Genomic DNA, 14,706 nt, shown 5'->3' with positions numbered 1-14,706 from the left:
CAAGGGGCATAAATGAAGCGCGTTGTGGTCACCGGCATGGGGATCGTCTCCTCGATCGGAAACACTCTCGACGAGGTGCTCGACAGCCTTAAAAACGCGCGCCCGGGGATTTCCCGGGCGCAGGATTATGTCGATCTGGGCTTTCGCTGCCAGGTGCATGGCGAACCCACGCTCGATCCGTTCGAAGTGCTCGATCGGCGCACCACGCGCTTTATGGCCAAGGGTGCTGCCTGGAACTATATCGCCATGCAGCAGGCCATCGAGATGGCCGGGCTCGAGGAAAAAGACGTCAAGAACCCGCGCACGGGTATCGTGATGGGATCGGGCGGGCCTTCGACGCGCGCCGTTGTCGAGGCCGCCGACATCACGCGGGAAAAAAAGAGCCCCAAGCGCATCGGTCCGCTCGCCGTGCCCAAAGCCATGAGCTCGACCGCCTCGGCGACGCTGGCCACCGCCTATGGCATTCTGGGGGTCAATTATTCGATCTCTTCTGCCTGCGCGACGTCCAAGCATTGCATCGGCAATGCGTATGAACAGATCCAGTTGGGCAAGCAGGATATCGTTTTTGCCGGCGGCCACGAGGATCTCGATTGGTCGATGTCGAACCTGTTCGACGCCATGGGCGCCATGAGCTCGGACTTCAACGACACGCCGGAAAAGGCATCGCGCGCCTACGACGCCAATCGCGACGGGTTCGTGATTGCAGGGGGCGCCGGGGTTCTGGTGCTCGAGGAATACGAACACGCCAAGGCGCGCGGCGCCAATATCATTGCCGAGTTGATCGGCTATGGCGCGACCTCGGACGGCTACGACATGGTGGCCCCTTCGGGCGAGGGCGCGGTACGCTGCATGCGCATGGCGCTCGAAACGGTCAAGGCGCCCATCGACTATATCAACCCGCACGCCACTTCGACCCCCGTGGGTGACCGCAAGGAAATCGAGGCGCTGCGCGAAGTCTTCGGCAATGAGGACAAGTGTCCACCGCTGTCGGCCACCAAGTCGCTGACCGGGCATTCGCTGGGTGCGACGGGCGTGCAGGAGTGCATTTATTCGCTGCTCATGATGCAGAACCGCTTTATCTGCGAGAGCGCCAATATCGAAACCCTCGATCCCGATTTCGCCGACATGCCGATCCTGCGCCAGCGCCGCGACAATGTGGATCTGGGCGTCGTGCTGTCAAACAGTTTCGGGTTTGGCGGAACCAACGCAACGCTGGTGTTCAAGCATCCTGAGGCTTGATTCTGCCTCACGGGCCGCACCGCGAAAGTCATGACGGGCTAAAACCGCCCTATGACATTCGCTGGCCCTCCGGCGGGGCGGCGAACGGTCGCCGAGGTCCTCGCTGCACTCGTCCGCGGTGGCAATCGCGCGATGGTAAAACGGCAGCCCGCTATCTGTAGCTCATGATCCGGCTCTCGCCGGTGCGGGCGGAGTAGATCAATAGCTTTCCCAGAAGCGGTTCGCCGAAGCCGGCGAGGTATTTGATGGCCTCGTTGGCCATCATGCTGCCCACGATTCCGGGGAGAACGTTGAGAACACCGACAAGCTCGCAGGGCGGGCTATCCTCGGGGGTTGGATCGACGGGATAGAGGGCAGCGAAATCGGGCCAATGGCTACCGTCTTCGCGCTTAAGGAACGGCGCAAGGACGGTGATCGAGCCGTCGAAGGGACCAAGGGCGCCGGTGACGAGCGGGATTTCGAGGTCCGCACAGACTTTGGCCACCGCGCGTTTGGCAGCGAAATTGTCGGTGCCTTCCACAACCAGATCGGCGCCGGCCAGCAGCGTTCCCGCATTGTCGGATGTGACGCTCTCAACCCGGGCCGATGGCGCGATCTCAGGATTGAGCCGTGCAGCGAACCGGGCGGCCGCCTGGGCTTTGGGCGTGTCCAGATCGGCGTCCGAATAGATCACCTGCCGGGAAAGATTGGAGAGCGACACACTATCGGGATCGATGATGGTGAGCCTGCCGATCCCGGCTCCGGCGAGGTAAGCGATCACAGGTACGCCCAGCCCGCCGGCGCCGACAATCGCCACATGCGCCGCACTGAGCCGCTGCTGGCCGGCGCCCCCCATATCCTTGAGCACGATATGGCGGGCGTAGCGGGCCGACTGGGCGGGGGTGAGCGCCACCTATTCGCCATCTCCAACCGGCAGGGCGATAAAGCGCCGGTCGGGACCTTCAAAGCCGTGCGACCAGACCGAAAGGACGGCGACGGACGATGAATTGTCCCAGGCATCGAACGGGTTGAAGATCCCGTAAAATTTGTAGGTGATGACGCAGTGGCGCGAGGCAGGGACGCTTGTGTCGCGGTAGATCTCCTCTGTGATGCCCTCGGTCTGGCGCATCACGGCAACGCCCATCGGGCTGCCTTCGAAGAAATCGCAATCCTGGTTTGACGGAGCCTTGAAGATCTCAAGGTTGAGTGCGTATTCGCCCGAGATTTCGGCAAGGCCATAGCTGGGAATGCCGTAGGAAATCGACAGGCCATCATCGCCCAATTCGCCATCGCCACGCAGGGCAATGGGAAGGGCGGGGCGGACGATCTCAAATTCGGACAGCGCTTCGGCAGCCTCGGCATATGCCTGGGCACGGGCCTCGGCGACCGGGGTCATTTCGGTCTCGATGCGCGTCTCGAAGGGCGCACCGCCCACGAAACTGTCGGTCGAAAGGTCGATCAGGAAGATTTCCGCATAGGCAAAGCCCGAGCCATCCTGAATGCCGAATTGCTCGAAAGCGAAATAGCGCCCGTCTTGGGAATAGCCTATGGCGTCGAACTGGGCGCTGTCACCGGCCAGAGCCGGAAACGTCGCGCCGAAAACCAGGGCAAGGCCAAGCCATTTTAAGTGGTCGCGCTTCCGAACCGAAAAAGCGGTTCGCATCCCCGATCGGGGTCGAGGACATGTTTTTTCTGGAAACGCTCTAGGTCCCCGTCGAGCCAAATCCACCAGTGCCACGTGCGGTCTCCTCGAGTTCGTCCACTTCGACAAGCGCAATATCGGGCACAGCGGCGACCACCATCTGGGCGATCCTGTCGCCGCGCCGGATTTCGAACGGCGCGGCGCCGTGGTTGACGAGGATTGCCTTGACCTCCCCGCGGTAATCGGCGTCGACCGTGCCGGGCGCGTTGAGCACGGTAACACCGTGCCGGGCAGCAAGGCCAGAGCGCGGTCGAACCTGCGCCTCATAGCCGACAGGCAGCGCCAGAGCGAAACCGCATGGAACAAGCGCGAAGGCGCCCGGGGCGATGACGAGGGCTTCGCCATCGGCAAGCGCCGCGGCGAGATCGTACCCCGATGCTCCCTTGCTCTGGCGCTGTGGCAGGGGCAGGCCCCGCCCATGCTCGAGCCATTTAAAGCCGACCGTCATGGGCTATTTCTGGACCACTGCGTAGAGTTCACCGGGCATATCGAGGGTGGCGGCAAACAGATCGACGAACGGAATTTCGTAGTTTGCGGTCATGCCGTCGGCGGAAATGTTCATATTGGTGTCAACGACAGTGCCACCGGTGACGGTTATGGTGATCGCATGGCCCTCGAACATCGAGGTTATCATGGCCTGCATCTGCGGGTCCTGTTCTTCGCCCATGCTCTCGTCGAGCGATTCGGCGAGATCGCCGGTGGGGAAGGTCACGCGCACCTGACCGCCGCCGATGGCCTCGATCATCGGGCCCTGACCATCCTCGGCCTCGAAATCGAGCTCGTCGAAGGGACCTGACTGGACAACGACGCAATCGATCATGTCCGCGTTTTCGATCAGTTCGCCCTCGGCGCAGAATTCCTCGTCGCCACCTTCGGCCTGGGCGTTCATCAATTCGACCATGTCGGCCGCCATGGAGGTCACCATTGTGGCCTCGGCCTCGGTCTCGCTCTGAACGTCGACGGTCATCGAGACATCCATACATGCGGTGAGCAGCAGGGCCAGCCCGCCGGCTCCGGCCAGACGGGTCAATGTGGTCATGGTCATCTTGTGCATCCCTTCCTCAACACTCTGGCGCACTGTGGTCGGAATCGCCGGCCTTTTGCAAGACGTCAGAGCATTTCCGCGCTTCTTCGAATCGCAAAAATTCTTCTGCTCTTTGGTTTGTCGTGCTTCCGAACCGAATAAGTGGTGTCCACTTATTCTGGAAGCACTCCGGGCTCACGAACCAGCGGCAAAGTGTTTCGCGATCCGGTCGGCCAGTTTCTCGGCCACCGCGGTTTTCGATTGCGGACCCCAATCGTCGGTGGCCGTGCCATCGAGAAACAGGATGCGGGTATCGGGGCCGCCGAAAACACCACTGCCCGGGCTCACGTCATTGGCCAGGAGCCAGTCGCATCCCTTGCGCGCCAGCTTGTTGCGGGCGTGGGTTTCGAGATTTCCGGTTTCGGCGGCAAAGCCGATGACAAGGGCGGGACGCTCGCCGGCCGGAAGATGGGAAACTGTCGCCAGAATGTCGGGATTGGCAACGAAATCGAGTTCGGGCGCGGTGCCTGAAACGTCCTTTTTGAGCTTGGCATCCGACGGCGCGGCGATACGCCAGTCGGCGACGGCAGCGGTAAAAATCGCGGCGTCGGCGGGCAGGGCGGCGATGACTGCCCCTTCCATTTCGACGGCGGTTTCCACGGGGAAGATTTCGCAGCCCCTGGGCTTTGCAAATTCGGCCGGACCGGTGACGAATTTGACGATGGCGCCGTGCGATGCGAGTGCTTCGGCAATGGCGGTGCCCTGACGACCCGAGGAGGCGTTGGAGATGTAGCGCACCGGATCGATCGGTTCGCGCGTGGGACCGGAGGTGACGATTATTGTCCGGCCCTCCAGTGGGCGCGGCCCCTTTCCATGGGCGAAGTGATCTGTGATGGCGGCAAGGATGTCTTCGGGCTCGGCCATGCGGCCCGTACCGAATTCGCCGCAAGCCATGTCGCCATCTTCGGGGCCGACAAGCGCTATGCCGTCGCGGCGCAGGGTCTCGATGTTGCGGCGGGTGGACGGGGCCTCCCACATGCGCACATTCATGGCCGGGGCGGCGAGCACCGGGGTGATGGTGGCCAGAAGGCACGTTGTGGCCAGATCGTCGGCCAGCCCGTTGGCCATGCGCGCCAGAATGTGGGCGGTGGCCGGGGCGACGACAACCAGATCGGCGGAGCGGGACAGCTCGATATGGCCGATTTCAGCCTCGCGGGTCAGATCGAAAAGATCGGACAGGGCGGGCCGGCCGCACAGCGTGGAAATGGTCAGGGGGGAGACAAACTGCTTTGCCCCTTCGGTCAGGATCACCTGCACGGTGCCGCCCGCTTTCTGGATCAGGCGGATCAGCGTAATGGCCTTGTAGGCGGCAATGCCGCCCGAGACGATCAAGAGGATATGCTTGCCGGCAACACTCACAGCGCGCCTCCCAGATGGGCGATCAGGCTCATGATCGCCAGAAATATTGTTGCGAGGCTCCCCCATTTGAGGGTTTCGATCAACGGGTCCTTTCTGTCCTGACGCAATTGATCGGCTTCGAGCCGGGTGAGGACGCGCTCGGCGCGGCGGCCCAGATCGGGGAGGCGCCTGGCCAGGTCGAGCGCCTCGTCGACTGCGTCTTTGGCGATCTCGAACCTGCCCTGCGGCCCGACAGTGCGGCGCACCCATTCGGAAACCACAGGCTCGGCGGCGGTCCACATATTGAACTGCGGATCGAGCAGGCGCGCGGTGCCTTCGGCCAGAACCATGTTTTTTTGCAGGAGCACCAGCTCGGGCCGGGCGGTCATGTCGAACAGCTCGGTCACCTCGATGAGCTGGGCCAGGACCCGCGCCATGGAAATCTCGTCGGCCCCGCGCCCGACCAGCGGTTCGCCGATGGCGCGGATGGCCTGGGCGAAATCGTCGATTGTGTGGGTTTGCGGCACATAGCCGATATCGATGTGCAACTCGGCCACGCGGTAATAATTGCGGGTGATGAAGCCATAGAGAATTTCGGCGAGGAACCGCTGCTCGCGCTTGCCAATGCGGCCCATGATGCCGAAATCGACGGCAACGATGCCGCCGGTCTTGGGATCTGCGAACAGATTGCCCGGATGCATGTCGGCGTGAAAGAACCCATCGCGGATGGCCTGGCGCAGAAAGCTCTGGATGAGGCTGGCAGCGAGTTTCTTGCGGTCCATGCCGGCGGCATCGATCCTTTCGACGTCGCGGATGGGGATGGCGTCGATCCAGCCGGTGGTGAGGACCGAGCGCCCGGTCTGTTCCCAGAAGACGTCGGGCACCCCGAAGTCGCCGTCATCGGCAAGATTATCGGCAAGCTCGGACATGGCCGCAGCTTCCATGCGCAGATCCATTTCCAGCATGGCCGAACGGGCGAGAGCGTCGACGACCTTCTTGCCGTTGAAGCGCCGCGTGGCGGGCATGAAACGCTCGGCCACGCCGGCCAAAGCATAGAGCCCTTCGAGATCGCGGGCGAAGCGCTCGCGGATTTTGGGGCGCAGGAGCTTGACGGCAACGGTTCGCTCCCCCTGCGGGGTTTGCAGGCGGGCCTTATGAACCTGGGCGATCGAGGCAGCGGCGAGAGGCGGGGAAATCTCCTTGAGCGCGGCGGCCTTGTCGCCCAGCGCTTCGGCCAGAAGGCCGGGGACAAGCTTTTCGTCGAACGGGGGCAGCGCGTCCTGCAGGGCGGCGAGATCGGAGGCGATCTCAAAGCCGATGATGTCACGCCGGGTGGCGAGAACCTGACCGAGCTTGACATAGACCGGACCGAGCCGGGTGAGCGCATTGGCCAGCCGTGTGACACGACCGGTCTTGCGCACATCGCGTTTTTCGATGAGGCGGGCAACACCGACAAGAAGCCTCGCCGAGGGCGGAATGGGCTGGTCCTCGGCAAGCGAGAACGCCCCTTCGCGGGCCAGAACGAAGCCGGCCCGTGCGAGCCTTAGATAGGTCCCAAGCCCCATGGTCAGAGTTTCCAGCCCCCGTGCAGGGCGGCGATATTGCCCGAAAATGCCGTGTGCGTGACACGCTTGAAGCCGGCGGTTTCGATCATTGTCGAAAATGTGGCCGGATCGGGGAAGTTGCGAATGGATTCGACGAGGTACTGGTAGGGTTGGGCATCGCCGGTGACCATCTTGCCCATGGGTGGGATAAGGTGATCGGAAAACAGGTCATAGACCTTGTCGAGCACCGGGACATCGACCTTTGAAAATTCGAGCACCAGGATGCGGCCGCCGCGTTTGAGGACACGGTGCGCTTCGCTCAATGCCTTATCGATACGGGGGACGTTGCGGATGCCGAAGGCGATGGTGTAGGCATCGAAGCTATTGTTTTCGAACGGCAATTCTTCGGCATTGGCCTCGACGAACTCGACATTGGCCGGGTAGCGCCAGGATTTGGCGCGTTCGGCGCCGACGGCGAGCATGTCGGTGTTGATGTCGGAGACGGTGACCCTGGCATAACCGTGGCTGGCATCGAGGATGCGCATGGCGACATCGCCGGTGCCGCCGGCCATGTCGAGCACTGAATATCCGCGCGAACCGGAGCGGGGCGGGGCGAGGCGAGCGACCATCAAGTCCTTCCAGACTCTATGGATTCCGCCGCTCATCAGGTCGTTCATCAGGTCATAGCGCGAGGCGACCTTGTGGAAGACGTCGTTGACAAGGCCCTGCTTTTCGCCCAGCGGGACGGTGCGCGTTCCGAAATGGGTGGTCTGAGCGTTTTCGGTCATTTCGAGCCTCTCATGGTTGGCCTGTCGCCCGGTTATGGGCTTGGCCGCGCCATAACGCAAGGTGTAGAGCTCTGGCGAAATCGTCGCAAACAATGGCGGCAAAATGTATGGACTTGAGTGAAATTCATGCCTGAATTGCCCGAAGTTGAAACCGTGCGGCGGGGCCTCGCTCCATTCATCGAGGGCGCGCGGATCGAAAGCGTCAGGCTCAACCGTCCCGACCTGCGGTTTCCGTTCCCCCAGGGGTTCGTCGACGGGCTCGAGGGGCAGACGATCACCCATCTGGGACGGCGGGCCAAATATCTCGTGGCGGCGCTTTCGGGGGGCGGGGTGTGGCTTTCCCATCTTGGGATGACGGGGGCGTTTTTCGTGGCCGACCAGCGGCTCGCCGAACCGAGCCGTCTCAAGCCCGGCGAAGCCGGCGGCAAGCACGTCCATGTGGTGGCCGATCTGGTTCATCCCTCGCGCGGGCGCGTTACTCTATCCTATAGCGATCCGCGCCGGTTCGGGTTCATGGACCTTTTCGCGCCGGGCACCGCCAATCCCTTTATCGACCCGCTCGGCCCCGAGCCGCTGGGCAACGATCTGAGCGCGCCCTATCTGGCGGACCGGCTGAAAGCAAAGAAGGGGCCGATCAAGACGGTGCTGCTCGACCAGCGGGTGGTCGCGGGGCTGGGCAATATCTATGTGTGCGAGGCCCTGCATATGAGCCGGATCGATCCGCGACGGGCCGCCGGGGCGCTCAATGAGCGCGAAATCGAAAGGCTGGTGGCAGCAATCCGGCAGGTTCTGGAAGCGGCGATCGCGGCGGGCGGGTCGACGCTCAAGGATTTTTCGCAAGCCGACGGGCAGCCGGGCTATTTCCAGCATTCCTTTGCCGTCTATGGGCACGAGGGCGATCCCTGCCCGCGTCCGGAATGCGGGGGAGTGACCGGAAGGATCGTGCAGGCGGGACGCTCGACGTTTTATTGCCCGGTCTGCCAGCATTAGGATTTGACTCCAATGGGGGCCGTCTCTATAGAGCAGCCTTCGCTGGGCGCGCCGCAAGGGGCGCCCGTTCCGGTTGTGCTTGCCTCAGGGGTTAAAGCACGCAAGGCATATCGCCACGAGGACATCTTAAAAATGGCAAATACCACTTCGGCCAAGAAGGCCACCCGCAAGATCGAAGCCCGGACCGCCAAGAACACGGCACGCCGCTCCCGCGTGCGCACCTATCTGCGCAAGGTCGAAGAAGCGATCGCTTCGGGCGACCAGGCTGCAGCCGCCGCAGCGCTGCGCGCCGCCGAACCCGAGCTGCAGCGCGCCGCCGGCAAGGGCGTGTTCCACAAGAACATGGCCAACCGCAAGGTTTCGCGCCTGGCAAAGCGCGTCAAGGCCCTGGGCGCGTAAGGCGCGCGAGCTTTGAGCAATCCTATCGACCCGATCGTGTTTCGGGTTTGAGAACAAGTTTCCAAGGGCCCCGAACGGGGCCCTTTGCCATTTCAAAACCCGCGCCAAATTTGCGTGACATTTCCGTCATCGCAAGGTCACAAAACAGCCATGTGAAGGTGATGGCGAGGGGGGATGGAAAAAATAATCCGATGGGACTCAAAACGGACCCAACGGGAATCTGCAAGGAGTCCCATACCCTTAATTTTGCCTTGCCGGACCGCCCGGTCCCGGCTGTACGCATGGGGGACGAGTCAAGCGGATTTTTGGCCAAATCTGCGGTTGTGCGCAAAAATTTGACTGTCTAAAATGGCCTCGTTGGATCAGAAAGGGGGCGGCGAAAGACAAGTCTAACGCCTCCTTCATACGGGTAGACCAAGGGGACAGCGATGACCGGCTTAAATCATTTACGGCTCTTTGCGGGCCGTCATGGTGCGATGACCGAGCATCCCAAGTTCCTGGTTCACTTCTAGACCGACAAAGACGGGTTTCGTCTTTTCCTCAGGCGCCGTTGCGCCGATTTCAATTTGTAACAATAGGGTACTGCGCAATAAACGCTTGCGCGGGGGCGTAAATTTATTGTCTCGGGCAACGGGACAAATTTGGGGAAACAGGGGTTGCCGCCGGGGATGGGCGGGACGTCATAGCATTAAGAGGCAACAGCAATGGATTCGATCGCGGCTGCGGATCGCGGAACCTGGGGAGCGACTGGAGGCAAAGCGGGCACAGTTCCGCAAAGGACGAAAATCGGGGGCGAAGGGGAAGCCAAGATGACAATGGATGCCGATCAGGTCTGGCTGCGCGTGCGGGCGCGGCTGAGGGCAGCGGTTGGCGAAGACGTCTTTACGTCATGGTTCGCCCGGCTCGAGCTGGAAGAAGTCGTCGGCGACCTCGCGCATCTTTCCGTTCCCACGCGCTTTTTGTGCTCGTGGATCCAGTCCAACTATGTCGAAAAGATCCTCGAGGCCTTTACCGCCGAAAACGAGACCATCGGCCGGCTGCACCTGACGGTGCGCGTCAATGGACAGGCTCGTCCGCGCCTTGTCGCCTCCAACGAGCCGGCGGCAGAGACCGAGGCCCAACCCGGCGTTGCCGAGGTGCGGACCGTTCCCGCGCTTGTTACCAGCCAGCCGGCCAGCGGCACGCGGGCCAATGCGCTTTCGGGCTCGGCGCTGGACCGCAAGCTGACCTTCGAGACTTTCGTTTCGGGCAGCGCCAATGAAATGGCGCTCAATGTCGCCAAGCAGGTCGCCTCGGCCGCTGCCAACAATGTGGTGACGTTCAACCCGGTCTATATCCATTCCTCGGTGGGGCTGGGCAAGACCCATCTGCTCAATGCCATTGCCTGGGCGGCAGGGGCGTCCGACGTTTCGCGCAACATCGTCTATCTGACCGCCGACCATTTCATGTATCATTTCATCACGGCGGTGCAGCACCAGTCGGCGCTGGCCTTCAAGGAATGGCTGCGTGGGATCGATCTTTTGCTGATCGACGACATGCAGTTCCTGCAGGGCAAATCGGCCACCGAATTCGGCCATACGCTCTCGACCCTGATTTCGGGCACCAAGCAGGTCGTTGTGGCCGGCGATGCGCCGCCGCGCGATCTGGAAATGCTCGACGACCGGGTGCGCTCGCGGCTATCGGGGGGGCTTGTGATCCCCATCACCCAGTTCGATCCCGAACTGCGCCGCGCCATCGTCCAGAAACGGGCCGACCAGGCAGCAAGCCGGTTTACCGGACTGAGCTTTCCCGCCCCTGTCATCGATTACGTGGCGCGCTCGATCGTGAGCCACGGCCGCGACCTCGACGGTGCCGTCAACCGGCTGGTGGCCGCCAACCAGCTGACCGGCGAGCCGATCACGGTGGGGCTTGCCGAAAAGACCCTGCAGGACCTGATCCGCTCGCGCGAGACGCCCCGGGTGCGGATCGAGGACATCCTCAAAATCGTCGCCCGCCACTACAAGGTGCCGCGCAACGAGCTTTTATCGTCGCGCCGCTCGCGCGACGTGGTGCGCCCGCGCCAGATCGCGATGTATCTGGCCAAGTCGCTGACCTCGCGGTCCCTGCCCGAAATCGGCCGCCGGTTCGGCGGGCGCGACCACACCACCGTGCTCCATTCGGTGCGCAAGGTGGAACAGCTCATGAGCCAGGATGGCGAGCTGACCCAGGAAATCGAACTGCTCCGGCGCATGCTGGAGGAGTGAGGAGCGGCGGGCCCGTTGGGCCCGCAAAATCGCTCCGGTGGAACGATTTTAGCTGCGAACGCCCTGAAGCCTATGGCTGAAGGGCCGGCGGCAAAAGACGCACCTTTTTGAGGGGCGAACGCCCGAAGAGCTATGCTCGGAGGGCTGCGGCGGCTCTGCTGCAAACAAGCAAGGCCCCCGGGGCGCCATGCGCCAAGGCTCCCGCGTCTTTTTCAGCACGGCCCCCTCACCCGCCGCTATGTGGTGACCTCTCCCCCTGAGGGAGAGGTGAGACGGGGCTTGGCTGATGGATCGGTGATCTGGGCTGGGGCTGGCCCCTCACCGGCCTGCCTGCCACCCTCTCTCCAAAGGGGCGAGGGTTTGTCTTGCGGGGACGCTGGTGGGGAACGGCGGCAGCGCGCGTATGCAAGAAGGCCCCCTCACCCGCCGCTATGCGGCGACCTCTCCCCCCGAGGGAGAGGTGAGACGGGGCTTGGCCGATGGATCGGTGATCTTGGCTGGGGCTGACCCCTCACCAGCCTGCCGGCCACCCTCTCCCCAAAGGGGCGAGGGTTTGTCTTGCGGGAGCGCTGGTGGGGAACGGCGGCAGCGCCTCGTGATCGGGGACAATCTGGGGTCTAACGGTTTTTGGTTGCGGCGGCCGGGTATGGCATCGACGCACGGCATAGACTGAACCCTCGCCCCCCGGGGAGAGGGTGGCCGGCAGGCCGGTGAGGGGTGCTGGGGCCAAGAAAGCCCCTGGCAGACGCAAGGGAATCTTTTCGCGCCAACAATCCACCAAATTATTGCCCCGCCAGCCTCCTGCGGCCGGGTGGGGCCTTGCGTTTTTTTGCCCGGCGGGGCAGGGTCTGTGCCCGGCTTTGGGGCCAGGGAAGGTCCGGTCCGGGCCGCGAAAAACCAGACGCAAAAGATCAGGGGTCTATAAGCGATGAAGGTCACGCTCGAGCGCAACCATCTGCTCAAGTCACTGGGGCATGTGCACCGCGTCGTCGAGCGGCGCAACACATATCCGATCCTCGCCAACGTGTTGATGAGCGCCACGGGCGACGGGCTGGATTTGCGGGCCACGGACCTCGATATCGAAGTGACCGAAACCGTGCCGGCCATGACCGGCACGCCGGGCACGACGACGGTGCCCGCGCATACGCTTTATGAAATCGTGCGCAAGCTTTCCGATGGCGCCGATGTGGTGCTGGAAACCGACGGGAACGATCAGATGCTGATCTCTTCGGGCCGGTCGCGCTTTCATCTGGCGTGTCTCAATCCCGACGGGTTCCCCGACCTCAAATCGGGGGCGTTCACGCACACATTCTCGATCAAGGTCGACATGCTCAAAGACCTGATCGAGCGCACCCAGTTCGCGATTTCCAACGAGGAGACGCGCTATTATCTCAACGGGATTTTCGTTCACACAGTGGATGGCCCGGACGGGGTGGTGATGCGCGCGGTGGCGACCGACGGGCACCGGCTGGCGCGGGTGGAAGCCGAAGCACCTTCCGGTTCGGCGGGGATGCCCGGCATTATCATTCCGCGCAAGACGGTGGCCGAGGTGCTCAAGTTGCTCGACGGGGTCGAGGACGAGGTCAAAATCGAGCTTTCCGACACCAAGATCCGCTTTACGCTGGGCGGAGTGATCCTGCTTTCAAAGCTGATCGAAGGCAGTTTTCCCGATTACGAGCGCGTAACGCCGAAAAACAACGACAAGGCGCTGATCGTCGATCGCGACAGCCTGGCGCGGGCAGTGGACCGGGTATCGACCATTGCCTCGGAGCGCGGCGGCAAGGCGGTGAAACTGGCGCTGACGCCGGGGCAGCTCGAATTGAGCGTGACCAATCCCGATCACGGCACGGCGAACGAAGAACTGCCTGTCGAGTTCGACCTCGAAGGGTTCGAGATCGGGTTCAACGCGCGCTACCTGCTGGAAATCATCGCCCAGATCCGAACAGAAAACGCGACCTTCATGTTCAACGACGCCGGATCGCCCACGCTGGTGCGCGAGGATGGGGAGACGAAAGCTCTCTTCGTCCTCATGCCCATGCGGGTATGATTCAGGTGATGCCGGGCTGCAAGCCGCACATGTGTGCGCTTCCGGTGCTCGCGTACATGACGTACGCTCCGGTCCGGTTCTCGAAATGCACGGCTTTCGCTCCGGCCTGACCTGAATCGGCCACCACGAGCGTTCAGGACATCCCATGCCGGCGGTGCGGACTGATCTCATGACCGATGCACAGCGCTATATTTCCCGGCTGCGGCTCACGGGGTTTCGCAATTATCCCAGCGCGGCGCTCGATCTCGATCATCGCCATGTGGTGCTGACGGGGGAGAACGGGGCGGGCAAGACCAACCTCATTGAAGCGATTTCGCTGCTGGCGCCGGGGCGCGGGTTGCGGCGGGCCGGGTTCGACACGCTGGGAACGGTCGGCGGGGACGGGCTGTGGGCCGTGGCGGCAAGCATCGAGACGGCATTCGGGCCGGTCGATATCGGCACGGGGGCCAGCGCCGACGCCTCGGGACGGCGGGTGCGGATCAACGGCGCCAATGCGCGGGCCGTCGAGGAGATGAGCGAACATGTGCGCATCCTGTGGCTCACGCCATCGATGGACGGGCTGTTTACCGGGCCGGCCAGCGAGCGGCGGCGGTTTTTAGACCGGCTGGTCACCGCGCTCCATCCGGGCCATTCGAGCACCGTTTCCGATTTCGAGAAGGCCATGCGCCAGCGCAACCGGCTGCTCGAGGACAATGGAGACGCCGCCTGGCTGAGCGCCATCGAGGCGCAGATGGCCGAGCTGGCCACCGCGATCTATTTCGCGCGCGCCGATTCGCTGGCCCATCTGCAGGCGCTTATGGAAAAATCGGTGGCCGATACGGGATTTCCCGCCGCGCTGCTGGCGATTACGCCGATGATGGAGGGCGATATCCCGGCAACGGCGAGCGGGCTGGAAGCGGCGCTGGCCGGGCTTTGGCGAGACGCCAGAGGGCTTGATCGGGCGGCCGGACGCACCACATTAGGGCCACACCGGATCGATCTCGATGTGACCCACGCGCCCAAATCCATGCCGGCGGGTTTGTGCTCGACCGGCGAGCAGAAGGCGCTGCTGATCGGGCTGGTGCTGATCCATGCGCGGCTGGTTTCGACAATGACGGGGATCACCCCGATCCTGCTGCTCGACGAGATTGCCGCCCATCTCGACCCGGTGCGGCGCGGGGCGCTGTTCGATGCGCTCGAAAAGCTGGGCACCCAGTGCTGGATGACCGGCACGGACCCGGTGCTGTTTGCCGCTCTGGGCGATCGGGCGCAGGCATTTTCGGTGCATTCGGGCGTGGTGCGGCCCGTGGGCTGAAAAAGCCGTCACATTGTGGTGCTGGAAACCCAAAAACGGGCCAAATTGCTTGGGGATAA

General features: G+C 63.0%; 13 protein-coding genes. 6 read left to right on the top strand and 7 right to left on the bottom strand.

Going from position 1 to position 14,706, the window contains the following annotated elements; translation table 11 throughout:
• Positions 1-12 precede the first annotated feature (12 nt).
• Entirely contained in the window at positions 13-1,239 is a 1,227-nt protein-coding gene (gene fabB, locus KKY_RS16705; RefSeq protein ID WP_014132561.1) for a beta-ketoacyl-ACP synthase I, read from the top strand.
• Positions 1,240-1,390: 151 nt separating this feature from the next.
• Here the strand turns inward: fabB and KKY_RS16700 are convergent, their stop codons facing one another.
• The 7 genes from KKY_RS16700 to ubiE form a co-directional block, all read right to left on the bottom strand.
• A complete protein-coding gene (locus tag KKY_RS16700) occupies positions 1,391-2,131 on the bottom strand; it encodes a HesA/MoeB/ThiF family protein (protein WP_014132560.1) in 741 nt (246 codons plus the stop codon).
• Entirely contained in the window at positions 2,132-2,881 is a 750-nt protein-coding gene (locus KKY_RS16695) for a DUF2259 domain-containing protein (protein WP_014132559.1), read from the bottom strand.
• Positions 2,882-2,921: 40 nt separating this feature from the next.
• Entirely contained in the window at positions 2,922-3,368 is a 447-nt protein-coding gene (gene dut, locus KKY_RS16690; RefSeq protein WP_014132558.1) for a dUTP diphosphatase, read from the bottom strand.
• A 3-nt stretch (positions 3,369-3,371) separates the two neighbouring features.
• Complete coding sequence (locus tag KKY_RS16685; RefSeq protein ID WP_139305084.1) at positions 3,372-3,965, bottom strand: hypothetical protein; 594 nt, start codon at positions 3,963-3,965, stop codon at positions 3,372-3,374.
• A gap of 174 nt (positions 3,966-4,139) precedes the next feature.
• Positions 4,140-5,363, bottom strand: coding sequence for a bifunctional phosphopantothenoylcysteine decarboxylase/phosphopantothenate--cysteine ligase CoaBC (coaBC, locus tag KKY_RS16680; RefSeq protein WP_014132556.1), 1,224 nt, complete (start codon positions 5,361-5,363; stop codon positions 4,140-4,142).
• Positions 5,360-6,907 carry a 2-polyprenylphenol 6-hydroxylase gene (gene ubiB, locus KKY_RS16675; RefSeq protein WP_014132555.1) on the bottom strand — a complete coding sequence of 516 codons (1,548 nt, stop codon included), beginning with the start codon at positions 6,905-6,907 and terminating at the stop codon, positions 5,360-5,362. The genes coaBC and ubiB overlap by 4 nt, the downstream gene beginning before the upstream one ends.
• Before the next feature lie 2 nt (positions 6,908-6,909).
• Entirely contained in the window at positions 6,910-7,674 is a 765-nt protein-coding gene (gene ubiE, locus KKY_RS16670) for a bifunctional demethylmenaquinone methyltransferase/2-methoxy-6-polyprenyl-1,4-benzoquinol methylase UbiE (protein ID WP_041529591.1), read from the bottom strand.
• A 126-nt stretch (positions 7,675-7,800) separates the two neighbouring features.
• On the opposite strand from ubiE, the gene mutM reads away from it, so the two are divergent.
• The 5 genes from mutM (at position 7,801) to recF (ending at position 14,647) form a co-directional block, all read left to right on the top strand.
• Positions 7,801-8,664: a bifunctional DNA-formamidopyrimidine glycosylase/DNA-(apurinic or apyrimidinic site) lyase gene (gene mutM, locus KKY_RS16665; RefSeq protein ID WP_041528856.1), complete on the top strand. Its 864-nt coding sequence runs from the start codon at positions 7,801-7,803 to the stop codon at positions 8,662-8,664.
• Between the two features lie 132 nt (positions 8,665-8,796).
• Positions 8,797-9,063 carry a 30S ribosomal protein S20 gene (rpsT, locus tag KKY_RS16660; RefSeq protein WP_041528855.1) on the top strand — a complete coding sequence of 89 codons (267 nt, stop codon included), beginning with the start codon at positions 8,797-8,799 and terminating at the stop codon, positions 9,061-9,063.
• Between the two features lie 809 nt (positions 9,064-9,872).
• Positions 9,873-11,306: a chromosomal replication initiator protein DnaA gene (gene dnaA, locus KKY_RS16655; protein ID WP_041529590.1), complete on the top strand. Its 1,434-nt coding sequence runs from the start codon at positions 9,873-9,875 to the stop codon at positions 11,304-11,306.
• 928 nt (positions 11,307-12,234) lie between these two features.
• Positions 12,235-13,353: a DNA polymerase III subunit beta gene (gene dnaN / locus KKY_RS16650; RefSeq protein WP_014132550.1), complete on the top strand. Its 1,119-nt coding sequence runs from the start codon at positions 12,235-12,237 to the stop codon at positions 13,351-13,353.
• A gap of 169 nt (positions 13,354-13,522) precedes the next feature.
• A complete protein-coding gene (gene recF, locus KKY_RS16645; protein ID WP_041529589.1) occupies positions 13,523-14,647 on the top strand; it encodes a DNA replication/repair protein RecF in 1,125 nt (374 codons plus the stop codon).
• The last annotated feature ends 59 nt before the right edge of the window (positions 14,648-14,706 follow it).

Source organism: Pelagibacterium halotolerans B2 (genome assembly GCF_000230555.1).
Taxonomy (GTDB): Bacteria; Pseudomonadota; Alphaproteobacteria; order Rhizobiales; family Devosiaceae; genus Pelagibacterium; species Pelagibacterium halotolerans.
The sequence above is the reverse complement of the archived record's forward strand: the minus strand, read 5'-3'. Positions and strand labels throughout refer to the sequence as shown.